This window comes from Mesorhizobium sp. M1403 (assembly GCF_040317695.1).
GTDB lineage: Bacteria > Pseudomonadota > Alphaproteobacteria > Rhizobiales > Rhizobiaceae > Mesorhizobium.
On sequence record NZ_JAMYKY010000009.1, the window covers coordinates 204,899 to 222,771 of the forward strand.

General features: G+C 62.9%; 20 protein-coding genes and 1 pseudogene. 9 read left to right on the top strand and 12 right to left on the bottom strand.

Features of this window, described 5'->3' with window-relative positions; all coding sequences use genetic code 11:
• Window positions 1-3: 3 nt before the first annotated feature.
• Both NKH01_RS17510 and cueR read right to left on the bottom strand, forming a co-directional pair.
• On the bottom strand, window positions 4-561 hold the full coding sequence (locus tag NKH01_RS17510) for a cytochrome c (protein WP_353021393.1): 558 nt from the start codon (window positions 559-561) through the stop codon (window positions 4-6).
• Window positions 558-956: a Cu(I)-responsive transcriptional regulator gene (gene cueR / locus NKH01_RS17515; RefSeq protein WP_031194477.1), complete on the bottom strand. Its 399-nt coding sequence runs from the start codon at window positions 954-956 to the stop codon at window positions 558-560. The genes NKH01_RS17510 and cueR overlap by 4 nt, the downstream gene beginning before the upstream one ends.
• A gap of 263 nt (window positions 957-1,219) precedes the next feature.
• Here cueR and NKH01_RS17520 point away from each other — a divergent pair, with 263 nt between their 5' ends.
• From NKH01_RS17520 to NKH01_RS17530, 3 genes are read left to right on the top strand one after another with little or no spacing between them, the layout of a single operon-like run.
• Entirely contained in the window at window positions 1,220-2,287 is a 1,068-nt protein-coding gene (locus NKH01_RS17520; protein ID WP_352494454.1) for a type III polyketide synthase, read from the top strand.
• Entirely contained in the window at window positions 2,284-2,997 is a 714-nt protein-coding gene (locus tag NKH01_RS17525) for a methyltransferase domain-containing protein (RefSeq protein WP_023720635.1), read from the top strand. The genes NKH01_RS17520 and NKH01_RS17525 overlap by 4 nt, the downstream gene beginning before the upstream one ends.
• The gene (locus NKH01_RS17530; protein WP_353021396.1) at window positions 2,994-4,214 is read left to right on the top strand and encodes an NAD(P)/FAD-dependent oxidoreductase; all 1,221 of its coding nucleotides are present in this window, start codon (window positions 2,994-2,996) and stop codon (window positions 4,212-4,214) included. Before NKH01_RS17525 ends, NKH01_RS17530 begins: the two co-directional genes overlap by 4 nt.
• Before the next feature lie 123 nt (window positions 4,215-4,337).
• On the opposite strand, the gene NKH01_RS17535 is transcribed toward NKH01_RS17530, so the two are convergent.
• From NKH01_RS17535 to NKH01_RS17570, 8 genes are all read right to left on the bottom strand, one after another.
• Window positions 4,338-4,502 carry a hypothetical protein gene (locus NKH01_RS17535; RefSeq protein WP_352589569.1) on the bottom strand — a complete coding sequence of 55 codons (165 nt, stop codon included), beginning with the start codon at window positions 4,500-4,502 and terminating at the stop codon, window positions 4,338-4,340.
• A 113-nt stretch (window positions 4,503-4,615) separates the two neighbouring features.
• A complete protein-coding gene (locus NKH01_RS17540) occupies window positions 4,616-5,182 on the bottom strand; it encodes a hypothetical protein (RefSeq protein WP_023720632.1) in 567 nt (188 codons plus the stop codon).
• Window positions 5,179-5,958, bottom strand: a complete 780-nt coding sequence (locus NKH01_RS17545; RefSeq protein WP_352484015.1) for a DsbA family protein — start codon at window positions 5,956-5,958, stop codon at window positions 5,179-5,181. The genes NKH01_RS17540 and NKH01_RS17545 overlap by 4 nt, the downstream gene beginning before the upstream one ends.
• A gap of 51 nt (window positions 5,959-6,009) precedes the next feature.
• Window positions 6,010-6,747 carry an SCO family protein gene (locus NKH01_RS17550; protein ID WP_031194475.1) on the bottom strand — a complete coding sequence of 246 codons (738 nt, stop codon included), beginning with the start codon at window positions 6,745-6,747 and terminating at the stop codon, window positions 6,010-6,012.
• Between the two features lie 13 nt (window positions 6,748-6,760).
• Complete coding sequence (locus NKH01_RS17555) at window positions 6,761-7,288, bottom strand: TlpA family protein disulfide reductase (RefSeq protein WP_198030522.1); 528 nt, start codon at window positions 7,286-7,288, stop codon at window positions 6,761-6,763.
• A gap of 7 nt (window positions 7,289-7,295) precedes the next feature.
• Window positions 7,296-7,736 (bottom strand): DUF411 domain-containing protein, encoded by a 441-nt coding sequence (locus NKH01_RS17560; RefSeq protein ID WP_023720628.1) that lies wholly within the window; start codon window positions 7,734-7,736, stop codon window positions 7,296-7,298.
• A 28-nt stretch (window positions 7,737-7,764) separates the two neighbouring features.
• On the bottom strand, window positions 7,765-9,201 hold the full coding sequence (locus tag NKH01_RS17565; RefSeq protein ID WP_353021399.1) for a multicopper oxidase family protein: 1,437 nt from the start codon (window positions 9,199-9,201) through the stop codon (window positions 7,765-7,767).
• A 131-nt stretch (window positions 9,202-9,332) separates the two neighbouring features.
• Window positions 9,333-9,740, bottom strand: coding sequence for a hypothetical protein (locus tag NKH01_RS17570; RefSeq protein ID WP_353021401.1), 408 nt, complete (start codon window positions 9,738-9,740; stop codon window positions 9,333-9,335).
• 113 nt (window positions 9,741-9,853) lie between these two features.
• Between NKH01_RS17570 and NKH01_RS17575 the strand changes: the two genes are divergently transcribed.
• Window positions 9,854-10,450 carry a cation efflux transmembrane domain-containing protein gene (locus NKH01_RS17575; protein ID WP_023720625.1) on the top strand — a complete coding sequence of 199 codons (597 nt, stop codon included), beginning with the start codon at window positions 9,854-9,856 and terminating at the stop codon, window positions 10,448-10,450.
• A gap of 197 nt (window positions 10,451-10,647) precedes the next feature.
• Here the strand turns inward: NKH01_RS17575 and NKH01_RS17580 are convergent, their stop codons facing one another.
• Window positions 10,648-11,070, bottom strand: coding sequence for a hypothetical protein (locus NKH01_RS17580; protein ID WP_352494450.1), 423 nt, complete (start codon window positions 11,068-11,070; stop codon window positions 10,648-10,650).
• 188 nt (window positions 11,071-11,258) lie between these two features.
• Between NKH01_RS17580 and NKH01_RS17585 the strand changes: the two genes are divergently transcribed.
• The 4 genes and pseudogenes from NKH01_RS17585 (at window position 11,259) to NKH01_RS17600 (ending at window position 16,308) form a co-directional block, all read left to right on the top strand.
• Window positions 11,259-12,071, top strand: coding sequence for a class I SAM-dependent methyltransferase (locus NKH01_RS17585; protein WP_353021403.1), 813 nt, complete (start codon window positions 11,259-11,261; stop codon window positions 12,069-12,071).
• Between the two features lie 1,622 nt (window positions 12,072-13,693).
• Window positions 13,694-14,212: pseudogene (locus tag NKH01_RS35310) on the top strand (DUF2778 domain-containing protein); the annotation flags it as partial.
• A gap of 196 nt (window positions 14,213-14,408) precedes the next feature.
• A complete protein-coding gene (locus NKH01_RS17595; protein ID WP_023720619.1) occupies window positions 14,409-15,194 on the top strand; it encodes a ThuA domain-containing protein in 786 nt (261 codons plus the stop codon).
• A 55-nt stretch (window positions 15,195-15,249) separates the two neighbouring features.
• Window positions 15,250-16,308 carry a Gfo/Idh/MocA family protein gene (locus NKH01_RS17600; protein WP_352856410.1) on the top strand — a complete coding sequence of 353 codons (1,059 nt, stop codon included), beginning with the start codon at window positions 15,250-15,252 and terminating at the stop codon, window positions 16,306-16,308.
• A gap of 120 nt (window positions 16,309-16,428) precedes the next feature.
• On the opposite strand, the gene NKH01_RS17605 is transcribed toward NKH01_RS17600, so the two are convergent.
• Window positions 16,429-17,127 (bottom strand): TetR/AcrR family transcriptional regulator, encoded by a 699-nt coding sequence (locus NKH01_RS17605; RefSeq protein WP_353021406.1) that lies wholly within the window; start codon window positions 17,125-17,127, stop codon window positions 16,429-16,431.
• A gap of 183 nt (window positions 17,128-17,310) precedes the next feature.
• Between NKH01_RS17605 and NKH01_RS17610 the strand changes: the two genes are divergently transcribed.
• Window positions 17,311-17,787, top strand: coding sequence for a RidA family protein (locus tag NKH01_RS17610; RefSeq protein WP_352494445.1), 477 nt, complete (start codon window positions 17,311-17,313; stop codon window positions 17,785-17,787).
• The last annotated feature ends 86 nt before the right edge of the window (window positions 17,788-17,873 follow it).

Here is a 17,873-nt window from a genome sequence, read left to right on the forward strand (position 1 = left end):
CCATCACTCGACCTTTTGCCGGAACTTCGAGTGGCAGCTCGAGCAATCCTGCAAGATGAGATGCAGGAGGTGCTCCGCCGGCAATTTGGCGGGATCGGCTTCCGCCGTCCCCGGTCGCTTGCCAAGCAGGCTGCCACCGCCCATCGCCGGGCCGGAACCCATTCTCATGTCGTCGGTAATGCGCGGCGGCACCCGCTCGGCGTCGGAGGCCAGGGCGCTGGCCAGCGTCCCGATGTGGCGAGCCAGCCCTTCGAACTCCGCGCGGGCAGGGTCGATATCCAGCTTGGCGCCTGAAGGCGCACCCAATGTCGCGCTGGGGAATTCGGCAATGAGGGAAGGGCCGGTGCGGGCGCGGATGGCCTCGGCCGCCGCTTTGAAAGCCGCGGCGTCATACGCCCGCTCGCCGTCGAACATCCCGGCGATCGCCTTTGCCGCCGCAGCCATTTCCTTCATCGAGGCCTGGCGAGCCTCGATGACCGCATCACGGCTCGAATGGGCGGCAGCGAGCACGACAGAGACGCAGGCAAGCGACAGCACTGTTAGAGCGGCTGCGAGCCTCACTGGGCCACGCCTTGTCCCGCCAACTCGTCGATGATCGGGCACTCCGGCCGCTCGTCGCCGTGGCAGTGACTGACCAGATGGTGAAGCAAGCCGCGCAATCCGACCAGTTCGGCGATCTTCCTGTCGATCTCCACCAACTTGGCTTTCGCGATCGCCTTCACGTCAGCGCTGTCACGTTCCCTGTCTTGGTACAGCGAGAGCAACTGGCGGCATTCGTCGACCGAAAACCCCAGGCTTCGCGAGCGCTGCAGGAAGCGCAGCCGGTGAATATCGGCCGTCGAGTAATCGCGATAGCCATTGTCTGTCCGGGCCGGGTGCAAGAGCCCGATATCCTCGTAGTAGCGGATCGTCTTGGCCGGTAGGCCGGATTTTTCGGATGCGACGCCGATGTTCATATCGGAAATCTCCTTTATCGGAGGAAATAGACCTTCCAGTAGATGGAAGGTCAACATGATGTGGCGATTTTGGATGCCCGACGCAACCGCCCGCCGGCTCCAACCGTTTGCCTGCCAACAGCGCATACTGAACCTTCGGGAAGAAATCAGTTTTCGGAAACGTTTATCGAACAGCGCTCAAACTCGGCGCCCGGCACCAGGTACCGATCAGCAAGGACCCTCCGGCGGCACGTTACGCCGTGCAGACGCCGAGGAGATAGAACATGCCCGTCAAGGCCTATATCAACCGGATCGCGACAGCGGTGCCGGAGCACGAGGTTCATCAATTCTACCTGCGTTTCGCGGCCTCGATGCTCGCGGCCGATCGCCGGAGGATCTTCGAACGCATGGCCGATCTTGCCGGCATCGAGCACCGCTATTCCTGCTTTGCGCCGGCGTCCGATCCCGAAGGACCATCCGCCGACCTGGCCGGGACCTTCATTCGGGGCGCGTTTCCCGGAACGGCCATGAGAATGGCGATGTTCGACGATGCCGCACCTGTTCTGGCGCAAAAGGGCATCGACGGATTGCAACTTGGCGACGACGCTTCCCGCATCACCCATCTTATCGTCACTACCTGCACCGGTTTTTCGGCGCCGGGCATCGATCTCGAGCTGGTTGCGCGTTGCGGGCTGCCGGACGGGGTCGAACGCACGATGATCGGTTTCATGGGTTGCTACGCGGCGATCAACGGCCTCAAGCTGGCGCGTCACATCGTCCGCTCCGACCCGCAGGCCAAGGTCCTGCTGGTCAATATCGAGCTCTGCACGATGCACCTGCGTCAAACCACCGAACTGGAAAAACTGCTGTCGTTCTGCCTCTGGGGCGATGGCTGTGCGGCTGCGCTCATCACTTCCGAGCCGCTCGGCATCGAGCTCGATAGCTTTCACTGTCTGGTGGCGAGGGAGCGGCGGGATCTGATGCGCTGGAATATTCGCGACCACGGATTCGAAATGGTTCTTTCCGGCCAAGTGCCGGCAGCGATTCATGAAGCGTTGCGGAGCAACCAGGCCGCCATCCTCGGTGGCCGGCCGACCGAGGCGATCGACCTTTGGGCCGTGCACCCGGGTGGGCGTTCGGTGCTCGATGCCGTCGAAAGGGCTCTGGAACTGGAGCCCACCGCGCTGGAACCATCGCGCGCGGTGTTGCGCCAATACGGGAACATGTCGTCGGCGACCGTCATGTTCGTGATGAAAGAGATGCTGAAGGCGCCTGCCGGCCTGCTCGGCTGCGGCATGTCGTTCGGACCCGGGCTGACGGCCGAAACCATGCTCTTTCGAACGGTGTCATGAGCGGCCTGGAGCATCGGCAGCTTGCGCCGGAAATCCTTGACGGCCTTGCGGCCGACGATCCGCGAGCGCTGACCGCGCGCCGCGACCTTCGGCGCATCAATATGCTGATGTTTCAGGTGCCGATCATGACGTCGTTGCTCAGGAGGTTTGTGCCAAAGCCGCCACGCCGCATTCTGGAGATCGGCGCCGGCGATGGCTCCTTCATGCTGGCGGTGGCGCGGCGCATGGCCAGGCATTGGCCTGGGGTCGAACTGATGATGCTCGACCGCGTCAGCCTCGTCACCGCGCAATTGCGCGGCGATTTTGACAGGCTGGGATGGAAGGCTGAAGGGATCACCGCCGATGTCTTCGACTGGGCAGGAAAGATCGAGGGCGCACGGTTCGACGCCGTCACGGTCAATCTGTTCCTGCATCATCTCGACGATGCGCAGCTCGTGCGTCTGTTTTCGCTGATCAGGCCGAAAGCCCCGTTGCTGCTGGCGACTGAGCCGTTGCGGGCGAAACTGGCGCTGGCCGCGACCCGTCTTCTCCCGGCAATCGGCGCCAATGACGTCACACGAAACGATGCGGCGCAAAGCGTGCGTGCCGGCTTTCGCGGCAGCGAGCTTTCCGGTCTCTGGCTTGCGGCCAACGGCAAACCGGTCGAGGAGCGGCGCGCCGGCCTCTTCTCCCACATCTTCGTCGGCGCCAGTGCCGGCAGCGACTCATGACGCGATTGTCGACTCATGACGCGATCGTCATCGGTGCCGGCCCGGCGGGGACGTCCGTCGCGCTCACGCTGGCCCGGCGCGGATGGGCCGTGGCAATTGTGGAAAAGACCGCATTTCCGCGCCGCAAGGTCTGCGGCGAATACATCTCGGCAAGCAATCTTGCGCTTCTCGACCAGCTGGAGATCGGCGATGCCTGGCGTACCGATGCCGGCCCCGAAATCCGCCGCGTCGGTTTGTTTTCCGGCGAAACCTGCGTCGAGGCGGCAATGCCACGTGCAGGAGCTGGGCCTCCTGCAAAAGACGGCTTCGGCCGGGCACTCGGCCGGGACATTCTCGACTCTCTGCTTTTGCAGACGGCGCGATCGGCGGGTGTCGAAATCTTCCAGCCCTGCCGCGCCGTCGCCATCGACCGGGACGGCGAGATGCAAAGGGTACGAATTCAAGCCGGGGACGAAACGGCGATGTTGCGCGCGCCGGTGATTGTCGCCGCACACGGCTCCTGGGAACCGGGGCCGCTGCCCAGCCAGCTCGCAAAGGCCAATCGCCCGTCGGACCTGCTCGGCTTCAAGGCGCATTTCACCGGGTCGTCGCTGGCGCCGGATTTGATGCCTCTGCTGGCCTTCCCCGGCGGCTATGGCGGCATGGTCTCGGCCGATCATGGCCGCTTGTCGATCTCGTGCTGCATTCGCCGCGATATGCTGGCGCGGTTGCGTAAACAACATGGCCCCAAACACCGGAGCCATGTGCCGGCCGCCGATGCGGTCTCCCGCCATCTCGTCGACTCATGCCGGGGCGTGCGGGACGCTCTGGAACCGGCGCTTCTCGACGGTCCGTGGCTTGCCGCAGGTCCGATCCGGCCGGGAATTCGCTCGTTCTACGAAGAGGACATCTTCCGCGTCGGCAACGCAGCCGGAGAGTCTCATCCTGTTATCGCCGAGGGTATCTCGATGGCGCTGCAGTCCGGCTGGCTGCTGGCTTGCGAACTCGCATCCGCGCCAAGCGGCCAAGCGGGACGCGAGGCCGCTGCCAGACGCTATGAGGCGGCCTGGAAAAGACTGTTTTCGACACGGGTCTACGCTGCCGCGGCCCTTGCCGGAATTGCCCTTCGCCCCGGCAGCGCCACCTTGATGGCGGCGATCGTCCGGAATTTCCCGCAGACACTGACACTGGGCGCGCAACTGAGCGGCAAGACCAAGCGGGTTCCCGGCTTTGCCTGACGAGTGACGCGGCGTCGTGCTGCCCTGGTCGCCTTACATGCCACCGCCACAGTTGGCAGCAGCTGGCTCCTTCTCCCCGGAATTTGTCATCGCATAGTCGTATACCTGACTGCGTCCGCGGCTTCAGGTTCGCAGGTATTTGACCAAGGCTGCAATCGCGAGCAAGAGGGCGACGAACACCAGGACCCAGACGAGTGCCATGCCGCCCATCATCCACGTATCCATTGGACCATTCATCATTGCAATCACCTTTACGGTCAGTGAAGGCCCGCCTTCGTCGGTAAGCATCGGCGACTGCGAAGGCAATTAGCTCGCCGGGGACTTCGGTCAAGACGACCAGGAAACCGATCGGCCGCCTGTCGCCTTGTCCCGCCAACCGGAAGTGTCCTGTCCTTTCCGTCTCACATACCTCCGCCGCAGCCGTCCGAGAGATCCCAGACGTCGACGACCTGCTTGCCGGTGAAACCTTGCTCGCGGATCAGGAACTTCGCCAATCCGCCATACACTTTCCAGCGCCAGCATTGGCAGCAGCAAGGGCCTTTCTCGTTGGAATTGGCCATCGCATAGTCATAGGCCTGCTGCTCGTCGCCGGAGAGTTTCACATCGTAGTAGGGCATCATCTTCTGTGCGATGCCGGCCGGAATATCGTACGGATCGTTCGGGATCATCGCGATCTCGCGGTACCTGGCCAAACCGTTCACCTGCTCGGCATAGCGCTTTGTCTCCATTGGGCTGCAGCACGAACCCGTGATCCGCGACATCGCCGGCATGGTCGCAATCGACTCCGTGAACTTGGCCGAACACGTGCTGTTGCCGTTCTGGCTGAGATATTTGAAGCGGCGCACCAGATCGGAATCCTCCGCGGCGATCGTCAAATCCGGCCCCTTGAGCAAGCCGACGACCGCAGCGACGCCAAAGGCGCTGCCCAGAACAACCGTCCGTCGGGTTGGATGGCATATCCGGCTCATTTGCTGTTCCTCGCTTGCTCGATCAGTTTCTTCATCGTTGCGAGGTCGGTCGCGCCGGGGAAAATCTGCTCGCCAACGACGAAGCTTGGCGTTCCACTGATCTTCAGCGCCTGTGCCAGTTGCGTATTCCGGTCGATCGACGCCTGGATATCGGGCCGCTGCATGTCGGTCTTCAGCTTAGCCACATCGAGACCGACGTCGGCAGCAACCTTCAGCACGACCGCTTCGGTCACCCGCGTCTTCACCGCATACAAGGCCTTGTGGAATGCCATGTACTTGCCCTGGCGCATTGCGGCGAGAGCCGCCTTGGAAGCAAATACGGAATCCGTGCTGAGGATCGGGAATTCCTTGTAGACGATTTTGAGCTGCGGATCGTCGGCCACGGCTTGCGCCAGGATCGGCGCAACCTGGCGGCAATAGGGGCAGTTGTAGTCAAAGAACTCGACCATGATGACGTCGCCTTCGGCGTTGCCGCCGACCGGGCTCGCCGGGTCCCGGAAGATATCGTCGGCCTTGGCCGCCAGGGCAGCCTTCGCCTCTTTTGCCGCGGCCTCGCGCTGGCGGGCATCGAGGCTCTGCAGCGCCTCCATGACGACCTCGGGATGCGCGAGGATATAATCGTGGATGCGCTGGTCGAACTGGTCCTGGGACATCTCGCCCGCGGCGATCGCCTGACCGTGGATACCGAGCGCGAGCCAGGCCGTCGCACCGGCCAGGACGAAGGCACGGGCCATTTTGCCGATGGCTCCGCGCCATGAATTGGATTTGTGGATCACAGGGTTCTCCTTCCCTCTGTTTCGCCGGACCGCCGGCATGTGAATGGTGCCTCAGAACATGCCCTTGATCGTCGCCCACCATCCCGTTTCCGGCTCATGGTGCGGGCGCTCGACATTGTTGGTGAGCGCATTGACGAAGGTGACGAGATTGACCGCAGCGAAATTCAGGCCATGGAAATTCGCCCGCCAGCGGCCCTCCTTGTCGATCACATGGGTGACGGTGCCGTGCATCTGATAACCATCGTCCGTCAGTGTGAACTTGTGGCCGAAGGCCTCCGCCAGTCTGCGGGTCGCATCCTCCGGCTGATCCGCCGTCGTGGTCAGGAACAGCCAATTGACGGGATCGAGCCCGTGCGTCTGCCCGTAGCTGCGCAGCACGTCCGGCGTGTCCCTGGCGGGGTCGGTGGTGATGGTCACAAAGCTGACCTGGCCTCTCATCGGCGTGCCGTTCACCATTTTCTGGACCTCGGCGATCTTCTCGGCATGCAGGGGGCATACATCCGGGCACGATGTGTAGATGAAGTGGAGGACGACCACCTTGCCGCGCAGATCTGCCGTTCGCACGACACGCCCATCGGCGGTGCGCAGCGTGAATTCAGGCGCCGGCTTGTCGATCGTTTGGAAATATTTCTCGTCGCCCTCAAGCATGGTGTCGATTTCGTCGAGCGAGTGGGCTTGCGCCCGATACGAAAACCCCACGGTCAGCGCCGCAATGGCAATGGCGCCCAGCAGCAAACACCTCCACTCGTTCAAAGCCGATGCAAGGCAGTGAGCCTTCAACCCGGACATATCTGTTCCTTTCTCACTCGGCAGCGATGCGGCTGCCGATGAAGTCGACCATGTCGGGCGCGTCCCATTCGGCCGGCCCAATCAGCCGGCCGATCTCCTTGCCGTCGCGATTGATCAGCAGGGTTGCCGGAAGGCCGACGGAGCCGATGGCGAACATGGCCTTGCCCGAGGCATCGATGTTGAGGGCGAGGTGCTTGATGCCGATCTCGGCAAAGAACTTCTTCACAATCTCAGGACCGGCACGGTCCATGGACAGCGCGACGACCTCGAAATCCGGACCGCCCAGTTTGGCTTGCAGACGATCGAGCGTCGGCATCTCCTTGCGGCAGGGCGCGCACCATGTCGCCCAGATGTTGAGCAGCACGACCTTGCCGTGGAAATCCGCAAGCGTTTTCGGCTTGCCATTGCCATCCTCGAAGCTGATTTCCGGTACGGGGGCGGGCGCCTCGTGAACGACAAAGTTCTGCGTCGGCTCGGCGGCTGATACCGGCAGCGAAAATGCCAGCAGCATGCCAATCAGGACCATGGCCAGTTTGCTCACAATAGCCTCACTCGGTCGCGTAGACGGTGGGTGCCTTGCCGTCCTTGGTGAAGGCGTAGACGACGAAGGGGCCTTGCTTCTCACCACCCATGCCTGGAGCGCCCGTCGGCATGCCGGCCAGCGTTATGCCGGTGATGGCAGGGCGTTCGGTCAAAAGCTTCTTGACGATTTCGACCGGCACCAGGCCATCGACGACATAGCCGTCGACCATCAGCGTGTGGCAGCCTTCGAGGTCGGCCGGCACGCCGGCATCGCTGCTGATCTGAGAGAGATTGTTGACCGGCTTGATGTCGACCTTGAAGCCGTTGTGCTCGAGATAGTTGGCGTAGGATTCGCAGCAGCTGCATTGCGGGTTCTTGTACATGACGGCGTTGATCGTGGCGGCGAAGGCAGGCAGCGGCGTTGCGATCAGCAGGGACAGTGCGGCTAGGCGGTAGGTCAGTTTCATTGCAGTTCTCCTTGGTTGGACAAAACTTTCAGGTCACGCGGAACACTGTCATCAGGCCGGCCATCTGGTGATCGGCGACATGGCAGTGCAGCATCCAGTCACCGGGATTGTCGGCAACGAAGGCGCATTCGATCGTGTCCTTGGGGGCGAGCAGCACCGTGTCCTGCCATTGCCGGTGCGGTACCGGCGAGCCGTTGCGCGAAAGCACCGACAGGCTGAAGCCGTGAACGTGCATGGGGTGCCACCAGGCGGTTTCGTTGCGCATGGTGAGACGGCAGGTGGCGCCGCGTTCCAGCGTGAACTGCGGCGCCATGCCCGCATGGCCATCGCCGGTCATCGACATGCCGTTGATTGCCCAGGCGGCGGCGCCGTTCATGCCGGGCATCGCCATGCCCATCATGCCGCCGACGCCGGCCAGCTTGCCTCCGCCCATCATGCCGCCCTGCAGGACGATTTCATGCCGTTCGGCCTTGGCCAGGTCGGGGGCCGGCAGCGGATTGGCCGGCAAGCGAAGCGGCGCATCGAGAGGATGATCGCGCAGCGGTGCTCCGGCGTCATAGGCGAGCGCGGTCAGGGAGTAGGCAAGGCCGTCGTAGAACTCATCGATCACCGCGTAGCGCTTGCCCGGGTCGCCCTGCATGTCGAGCACGACATCGATGCGCATGGCGGGCGCAAGCACCAAGCGTCCGCCCTCCGGCTCATGCGGGTGGCAGGGCTGGCCGTCGATGGCGACGATGACCGGACGGTGGCCTTCGAAACGCAAAGCCATGATGCGAGCGAGTGACGCACTGGCCAGCCGCAACCTGACGCGCTCGCCGGCCTTCACGGTCAGGTCGGCCGGCGGTGCACCGTTGACGGTGACGACATTGCCGACGCGGCCCGACATCGCTGCATCCATCATGTTGCCGAAGCCGGCAGCGATTTGCCCATCCTTGGTGAGCCGCCAGTCCTGCAGCAGCCATAGAAGCTCGCGGTCGACCGCGACCGGCTCAGCCTCCTCGACGATCAGCGCGCCGGCAAGGCCACGGCCGAGCTGCACGAGGCTGTCGGCATGCGGATGGTACCAGAAGGTGCCGGCATCGGGCGGGGTGAACTCGTACACGAAATTTTCGCCGGGCCTGATCGGCGGTTGGGTCAATCCCGGCACGCCGTCCATCGCGTTCGGCAGCCGGATGCCATGCCAGTGAACCGTGGTGTCCTCGTCCAGTCCGTTCTCGACGATGATGCGAGCGGGCCGCCCCTGGCGCAAGCGCAGTGTCGGGCCGGGGACCGTGCCATCATAGGCCCATACCGGAGTGCGCGGACCATCGAGGCCGGTGAGCCGTGTCTGGCCTGGCGCCACCCTGATCCGGTGTTCGCCGGTAGCCAGCGCCAGTGCGGGGCGGATCGGCGCGGAGGCGGCAATGCTTGCCGCCGCAAGCAGGAATTTGCGGCGCGTTATGAACGGACTTGAAACGGAATTCACCCTTGTGACCCCTGCGGTAACCGACGGCGAACATCGCGACATCGATTGAATTGCTGCCGCGCCCGTTGCGCAGTACGCGCAACCGGACGATCAAACGCCGTCAATCAACCGCGGAAACGGCAGAAACGGCGTCAGACGAGAGCGCTGGGTCTTGGAGGGAATGGCTCGGGCAACAGACTTCGCCCGTGCAGGAACGCGGCGGGAAGCGCCGGCGGCAGCTCTACCCGCAGCAGTCCCGTCACGGGGAGAGCTTCCGGCAGCACCGCCAGAACCGGTGCGACGCAGGTCGGCGCACATTGCATCGGTTTGTCGTTGTCGGCCGAGCTCTTGAGGCAAGCGCTGCAGTCGCCGCCCTTGGCATCGGCCATCTTGGCCATGTCGGCGTCGGTGGTGCCGGCATCTGCGGCCATGGTCATGCGGCTGTCGATCGCCATCCTGGCCGACATGACGGCAGCCTGAGCGGCGGACAGGCTGAACCCGGCGATCACAAGGACCGCGAGCAGCATAGTCAGGAGGTGTTTTGGTGACAGACGTGCCATGTTCGGCCTAGGCTGGCCTCAAATAGCGGTTTTTGCAAGCCCCTGCGAGATCGAGACCATCGAGAGCCGGGGCGGCCAGCAATAACATCAACACCATCACATCGGGACAGACCATGCAGCAAGCCATTACGTCGGACGGCCTTCGCCGGGTGGTGCTTGTCGTCGCGCTGCTGAACCTCGGTTATTTCGGCATTGAATTCGCCGTGGCGCTGGCGATCGGCTCGGTGTCGCTGTTCGCCGACAGCGTCGATTTCCTGGAAGATGCCTCGGTCAACCTCCTGATACTGCTCGCCATGGGATGGTCGCTGCGTGCCCGCTCGCGGGTCGGCATGGCGCTGGCGCTTATCCTGCTGGTGCCGGGCCTGGCGACGCTGTGGACCGCGTGGGAAAAGTTCAACATGCCGGTGCCGCCGCAGCCGACGGCCCTGACGCTGGCGGGGTTGGGCGCCTTGGCGGTCAACCTGTCATGCGCCTACATGCTGGCGCGCTACCGCCACCACAGCGGCAGTCTTACCAGGGCGGCATTCCTCTCGGCCCGCAACGACGCCGTCGCCAACATCGCGATCATACTGGCCGGACTGGTGACGGCCTTCCTATGGCGCTCGGCATGGCCGGATCTGATCGTCGGGCTGGGAATCGCGGCACTAAATGCAGACGCGGCGCGCGAGGTCTGGGAGGCTGCCCGGGAAGAGCACCGAGCCGTTTCGTGAAGCCAAACGCTCAGCGCGCTGCCGGATTGCTAATCCGCCAATGCAGGCCGCATACCGGCCGGCAGTCATCCAGAAACTTGCGTGATCTCTAATATAAACGCACACTTGCAAAGCGGACCGAGAGAGAAACCGCCACGAACATCATCAAAAAGGCCGCGTCCCGGACGAGGACGCGGGCCGGTTTTCGTTGGCATGCGCTAGGCAGGTATCAAGACGGCGATGCGGTGGATGCCGACCACCTTGCTGGTGTTGGCTGCCGCCTCGGTCTTGCCCTTGGAGCAGGTATACATGTCACCTTCCTTGAGCTTGAATTGCTTGTCGGCTTTCTTGACCGTGAATTCACCGGCGGCAATGGTGCATACCATGTCGTTGTCCATTACCATTGCGGGAGCGGCTGCTCCCGGCTGAAAGACCACATCGACAATTGAGATGCTCTTGTAGGCGGGGATATCGGAATTGCCGGTGCCGACCTCAACTACCCTGACGCCGGGGGCTATTTCCTTGCCTTCCTTCGGGCCGTATTTCTTGACCTTTGCAGCTGCCGCCAGCGTGAACAAAGGCGTTACCGCGGCCGCCGTCACGCCGAGCGCAATTGCAGACCTGCGATTTATGGTTTTCATCGCGTCCTCCCATTATGTTGGCCGCGCACCAATGTGCATGGCCACTCTATATTAGCACATTTGCAGATAACTGCAGAACGCCGTTTCGGAGGGTCCATGAGCGAACCGCCGCTCGGTCGAATGCGATCGAAAAACAGACAATTCCATGCTATGCTGACGAGCCATCAAACGGACGGCGGGGGATAGCAATGTTGGAAACGGACAAGGTGTTCGCTGGCTCGATTCCGGAAAACTACGACCGCTATATGGTGCCGTTGATTTTCGAGCCGTTCGCCGCAGATCTTGCACGACGGGCCGCGTCCTTGTCGCCCAGGGTCGTTCTGGAAACCGCCGCGGGCACCGGGGTTGTCACCCGCGCATTGGCGCCAAAACTGGCCCCCAGTGCAAGCTATGTCGTAACCGACCTCAACCAGCCGATGCTCGACTACGCCGCTTCGCGGCAAGCTCCCGACGATCGCATCGAATGGCGTCAGGCCGATGCTCTGGCGCTGCCGTTTGAAAATGCGGCCTTCGATCTCGTTTGTTGTCAGTTCGGTGCGATGTTCTTTCCCAACCGCTCATCTGCCTACCGCGAAGCCCGGCGAGTTCTGAAGCCTGGCGGACATTTCCTATTCAGCGTATGGGATCGCATCGAGGAGAATGTATTTGCTGACGATGTGACGAATGCTCTGGCGCGGATTTTTCCGAACGATCCGCCGCGCTTTCTGGCACGCACGCCGCATGGCTACCACGATACGGCACTGATCCGCCGCGAACTGGAGGACGCAGGTTTTTCCGGTGTGGTGATCGAGACGAGGGCCGAACAAAGCCGTGCCTCCTCGCCGCGCCTTCCGGCCGTTGCTTATTGCCAGGGCACTCTCCTTCGCAACGAAATCGAGGCCAGGGAGGCGGGAAAACTGGATGCTGCAACCGACTACGCCGCAGCCGCGATTGCAGACAGGCATGGCAGCGGCGAGGTTGCTGCCAAAATCCAGGCTCACATAATCATGGCTGTGGTCTGAACGGTTCATCGTTTTCCGGGCGGAAAACCGTTTCACACTTTTCCTGGAATTTGCTTGAGGTGCTGGATATTCCGTTCCAGCGCTGAGCAGTAAACGTCTTGCCGCTATCCTGAATTCCCAGACGTTAATCGTTCATTCGCCCAAGTGGCAGGTCGACAAGTGGCAGGTCGATAATCGCCAGTTCGACCGATCGCCGGGGCTTGATGGCGGCGGCTGCCGGCGGCGCGATTCTGGTCGGCCTGGCTTCACTTTGGCAGCCGTCGCCGACTCCGCCCAGCAAGGTCTAGTCATTTCGCTTTCTTGACTCGGCCGACAAAAACGGGCAGCAAAGTCATCATTGGAGGGCAGTTTTGCCAACTATGTAGGTTTTGGAGGGCGTTTTTCGGTGTGACCGTCGCCCAATCGGCGGTCGGTAGAGGGATTGGTTAACCAACTTTGTCCATCTTTTGAATCAATCGGCAACAGACGCGAAGTGTGCTGGGGGCACCAGGCGAACTGTGAATGTCACGGCTGCGAAATCCGCTAGCCGGCAACGGCCGATTGAGAGTGGTTGAATGGCGTTTGTAAGTGCGAAAACCCGGGGTGACAGTCCTGCAACTGGATTGACTTCGATGAGGCCCGGCGTGCGCTGGGTCGCGGTTCCGGCCGTCGGCGCAGCCATTGCTTTATGGTCGGTGGCGACCTTGGCCGGCCTTTATTCGATGGGAACCTCGCTCACCGCTGCTTCCAACGGTCTCCCGCAAAGCCTGCTCGCGCCGCGCACCATCGCGCTCGCCGATCCTCGGCGCAGCCTTGCAAAGGCGCAGGCCCCGACATGGGCCGCGGCAAACGCAGCGCTGTCGGCCCAGCTGCTGCAGCACGGGTGCGATGCTAACTGCCTGCGGTCGGCGTCGAACTTCGTTCACCAGGGAAAATCGGCGCGTCTCAAGCGCAATACCGTGCCGCTTGTCGCCGATGCATCGCGGCAATCCAGCTTCGACGACGTGGTGGCCAAAGCCGCGCTGTCGCCGCAAAAGCTTGCCGCTGCCTTTGCCCGTGCCTCCTCCGGCTCACCCGTCATGCTCGCCAGCCTGCCGGCCGATGCCCGGTTCGCCGAGCCGGTACGCATACCCGACCCGAACGGCCCGGCATCGGTGCGCTTCGGGCCGGCGGTGGCGGAGATCGAACGCTCGTCGCGCCTGGCGCTGGCGCTGGCGAATACGTTGCCGGAGCAGATGATCGACGTGCTCCCGGCAGCCGTCATGGCAAGCGAGCCCGCAGTTTCACAAGAGCCGCAAGAACCTGAGGTCCAGTTGGCCTCGCTGCCGCCGCAGGACGACATGCCCGACAGCATTCCGCTGCCGACGCTGCGTCCGCGGGCGGTCATCGATCAGCCGGCGCCCCAGACTCAAGCCTCGAAAGACCGGGCGCCGAAAGACCGGACGCCAAAGGATCAGGCAGCAAAAACGGAGCCGCCCCAGGCATCCAAGGCCCAGGCATCGAAGACCCAGGCATCCAGGGCGAGCAAGGTCCAGACGGCCGATGCTCCGCCGGCCGAGACGCAACCCGGCAGCCTGTCGCCTCGCAATTCGTCACAAGCGGCAGTGCCGGCGGTGTCGGGCAAGCCGGGCAAACGGTCGAAGACGCAGGGCGGCGACATGCTGGCCTATGCCAAGCCCGACATGCCTTCCGGCGGACTCGGCGGGGCCTTCAGGAACCTGTTCACCACGCCTGGCATGGGCAGCGGCGTCGCCGTCTACGACATCTCGGCCAAGACCGTCTATATGCCCGACGGCTCGCGGCTGGAGGCACATTCGGGACTGGGCGCGATGGTCGACCAGCCGCGCTACGTTCACAAGAAGAATGTCGGTCCGACGCCACCCGACACCTATAATCTGACGCTGCGGGAATCGCGCTTCCACGGCGTCGAGGCACTGCGTCTCACCCCTGCCAGCGGCAGCAACAAATATGGCCGCGACGGCCTGCTCGCCCACACCTACATGCTGCGCGGCGGGCGCGCCGAATCCAATGGCTGCGTCGTCTTCAAGGACTATGCCCGCTTCCTCGCCGCCTACAAGAAAGGCAAGATCAAGCGCCTCGTCGTGGTGCCGCGGCTGTCGAAGCCGCTGACACGCGTCGCCCAAGAGGGCCGCGGCGCTTAGGTTGTTCGCAGGCAGCGCAAACATGTGAGACGTCGGCGGGAACAGCGCCGGCATCGCTGGTTTTGCCGCGTGGACTTTCCCGCCCGATTTCCAATAGATTGTCAGCAGCCGGCCGCGAAACGGTTTTCATTCCCGGCCGGGGATATTATGACTGACCGGTCGGGCGGCTCCAGCTTCAAACAATCAAGAGGACATCATGACAATACGCGCTGTCGTTTGGGGCGAGAATATCCATGAGCGGACCAATGAGGTGGTCGCCGGCATCTATCCCGAGGGCATGCACGCGACGATTGCCAATGCGCTGAAGCTCGACCCCGAGATTTCGGTGTCGTGGGCAACCCTGGAGCAGCCGGAGCATGGGCTGCCGGCCGACCGTCTGGCCGAGACCGATGTCTTGCTGTGGTGGGGGCACAAGGACCATGGCGCCGTCGCCGACGAAGTGGTCGAGCGCGTGGCGCGCCGTGTCTGGGAGGGCATGGGGCTGATCGTTCTCCATTCCGGCCATTTCTCGAAGATTTTCAAGAAGCTGATGGGCACGCCCTGTACGCTGAAATGGCGCGAGGCGGGCGAGCGCGAGCGGCTTTGGGTGACCAGCCCCAACCACCCGATCGCAGCCGGGATCGGCGAGTATTTCGAGCTCGAGAACGAGGAGATGTATGGCGAGCAGTTCGCCGTGCCGGAGCCGCTCGAGACCGTGTTCATCTCGTGGTTCCAGGGCGGCGAAGTGTTCCGGTCGGGGCTGACCTATCGCCGCGGCGCCGGCAACATCTTCTATTTCAGGCCCGGCCACGAGACCTATCCGACCTATCACGATGCCAACGTCCACAAGGTGCTGCGCAATGCGGTGAAATGGGCGCACAACCCGCTCGGCTCCAATCCGGCCATCCTCGATGCGCCGAACGTGCCGGCGGAAAAGGCGCTCGAGCCGATCGTCGAGCGCGGCGGAAAACTTCATTCCGCCGGCGAAGCCGGCTTTCGCTAGACCACAAATCCATGGTCGAACAAGAAGATAAAGCCCTGTCCTAAGGATAAGAATCATGCGCCTCTTGATACTCGGCACCGGTTGGATGGCGGAGGAGCACGCCAGGCAGTTCGGCAAGATCGAGGGCGTCGAACTGATCGGCGCCGTCGATCTCGACCGTACGCGTGTCGACAAGTTTTCGGACATCTACGGTATCCCCAACCGGTTCGCGTCGCTGGACGAGGCGCTGGCATGGGGCAAGTTCGACGCGGTGGCGAACGTGACGCCGGATCGCATCCACCATCCGACCACCATGATGCTGATCGCGGCAGGCAAGCCGGTGCTGTGCGAGAAACCGCTGGCCGAAAACTTCGAGAAGGCCAGTGAGATGGCCGATGCCGCCGAGCGGGCCGGCATCATCAACATGGTCAACCTGACCTATCGCAACGTCGCGCCGCTGCAGAGAGCGCGCGCCATGGTGCTGGCCGGCGAGATCGGCACGGTCAGGCATGTCGAGGCGTCCTATCTGCAGAGCTGGCTGGTGTCCAAGTTCTGGGGCGACTGGCGCACCGATCCGAAATGGTTGTGGCGGCTGTCGCGCGGCCACGGCTCCAATGGCGTGCTGGGCGACGTCGGCATCCATATCCTCGATTTCGCCAGCTATGGCGCGGCGCTCGACATCGACCATGTGTTCTGCCGGCTGAGATCCTTCGACAAGGCGCCCGGCAACCGGATCGGCGAGTACGGGCTCGACGCCAATGACAGTTTCACGATGTCGCTGGATTTCAGCAATGGCGCCTTCGGCGTCGTCCATGCCAGCCGCTGGGCGACCGGCCATTTGAACGAACTCCGTCTGCGGATCTACGGCGACAAGGGCGGCATCGAAGTCGTGCACAATCTGACCGGCTCAGAGCTGAAAGCCTGCATCGGCGAAGACGTCGAGAACGCCAAATGGCAGGTTCTGGACGCCGGAACGGTGCAGACCAACTACCAGCGCTTCGTCGATGCAGTGCGCAACGGCGTCCAGGCCGAACCGTCGTTCCGGCATGCTGCCGAATTGCAGAAGGTCCTCGACCTCGCCGTCGTCTCGGATGAGAAGCGGGCTGAATTGAGCACGCACGCGGATGCGCAATAGGCCTGGGTTCCTCGCGGCGGGGCGGGGGCGGTCAGGGTCAAAACAAAACCAATCCCTTTGAACGACCGAGTTTGCATCTCGGCCATTCACGGCAGGAAGTCACGGCTCTGAAAGCAGAGTTCATTGTCTTGGAGAGAGGCCATCGAGCAGGAAGCCGAGACCTTTCCGGAAAGCACCATCCCAATCGCTATCCAACAGCAGACGAGAGCGTTCGATCGTCGGATAGCGTTGGCTGAGCCCTGTAAGGCGCTGCTGCGTGGCGGCCCTGCCGTCGTCCGAGAGGTCGAAGTTCGCCCGGCTGATGGTGGCGCCCATCACATAGTTCCACAGCGACCATATCGCGACGTTCAAATCTGCGTCCGCCACACCGGCCCTGGACAAGGTCTTGCTCAGCAGTTCAAGGCGACTGAGGATGTTCGCGCCGAGCGCCCGGCGCGGCAACAGCGATGCCGACCAAGGATGGCGCAGCATGCTGGCGCGCCAGTCTTCGAGCATATGGACGACTTCTCCGCGCCAGTCTCGAGGCTCAACCAGTTGCGGCGGTCCGCCATATTCGAGCACCGAATCGAGCGCCAGGTCAAAGACATCCTCTTTGTTGTCGACGTGCCAATATAGGCTCATCACGCCCGAGCCGAGGCGATCGGCCAGCCGACGCATCGTCAATCCGTCGACCCCTTGAGCGTCCAGCAGTTCTACCGCGGTCGCCACGATACGTTCCCGCGAGAGAGGCGGTTCACTGCGCGGCTCCTGCACGGGCTGGAGCGACCCGCTTGTCCGCTGAGACCGCGTGCTCCGGGCGCCGCTACGTTTGGCTGCCATCCGTCTTCCTCGCTGTTCGGGCCGTCGATTTTGACCGGCAACGCGACGAATGTCGATCCTGAACGATTGACTCGTACGACGTACTATGCGACTGGCTCGTGCGGCGTACGAGTCGGTCGCCGATATCAATCATGCCGGCCGCGAGGGTGTCTTGCTCGCAGTCGGCAGAGCCAAGAGAAAATCATGCCACGCGCCAAGCGCCTGCTTATCGGAGGGTTAATCGTGATGACCATGGGCGTTTCCACTGCCACAGCGAATGATCTCAAGCTGACCATCGTCAATCCACAAAACCTCTATGACCCATCGCCGAATGGCTACAGCACGGCGGTGATCACGCCCCGCGGAGCCCGGCTGGCCTACATCTCCGGACAGGGCGGCCAGGACAGCACGGGAGCCTTGTCGCCCGACTTCGCTGTCCAGGTTGCGCAGGCCTACGCAAATTTGCGCACCGCCCTCGATGCGCTCGGTGCCAGGCCGGATCAGGTCGCCAAGCTCACGGTCTTTGTGGTCGATCACGATATGTCCAAGCTTGGGGTCTTGACCAGGAACGTCAAGGAGATGTTCGGCGAGGCGCTGCCGGCGCAGACTCTAATTCCCGTTCCCAAGCTTGCAATCGACCCGATGCTCTTCGAGGTGGAGGCCGTGGTCGTGCTTGACTAGGTGTGGAGCCTCAACAGGTTGTCCTCGGTTAGAGCGAGGCGACTGATAGGTGTTTTTGACTTTAGGCTGCCGTGGGGGCGATGCCA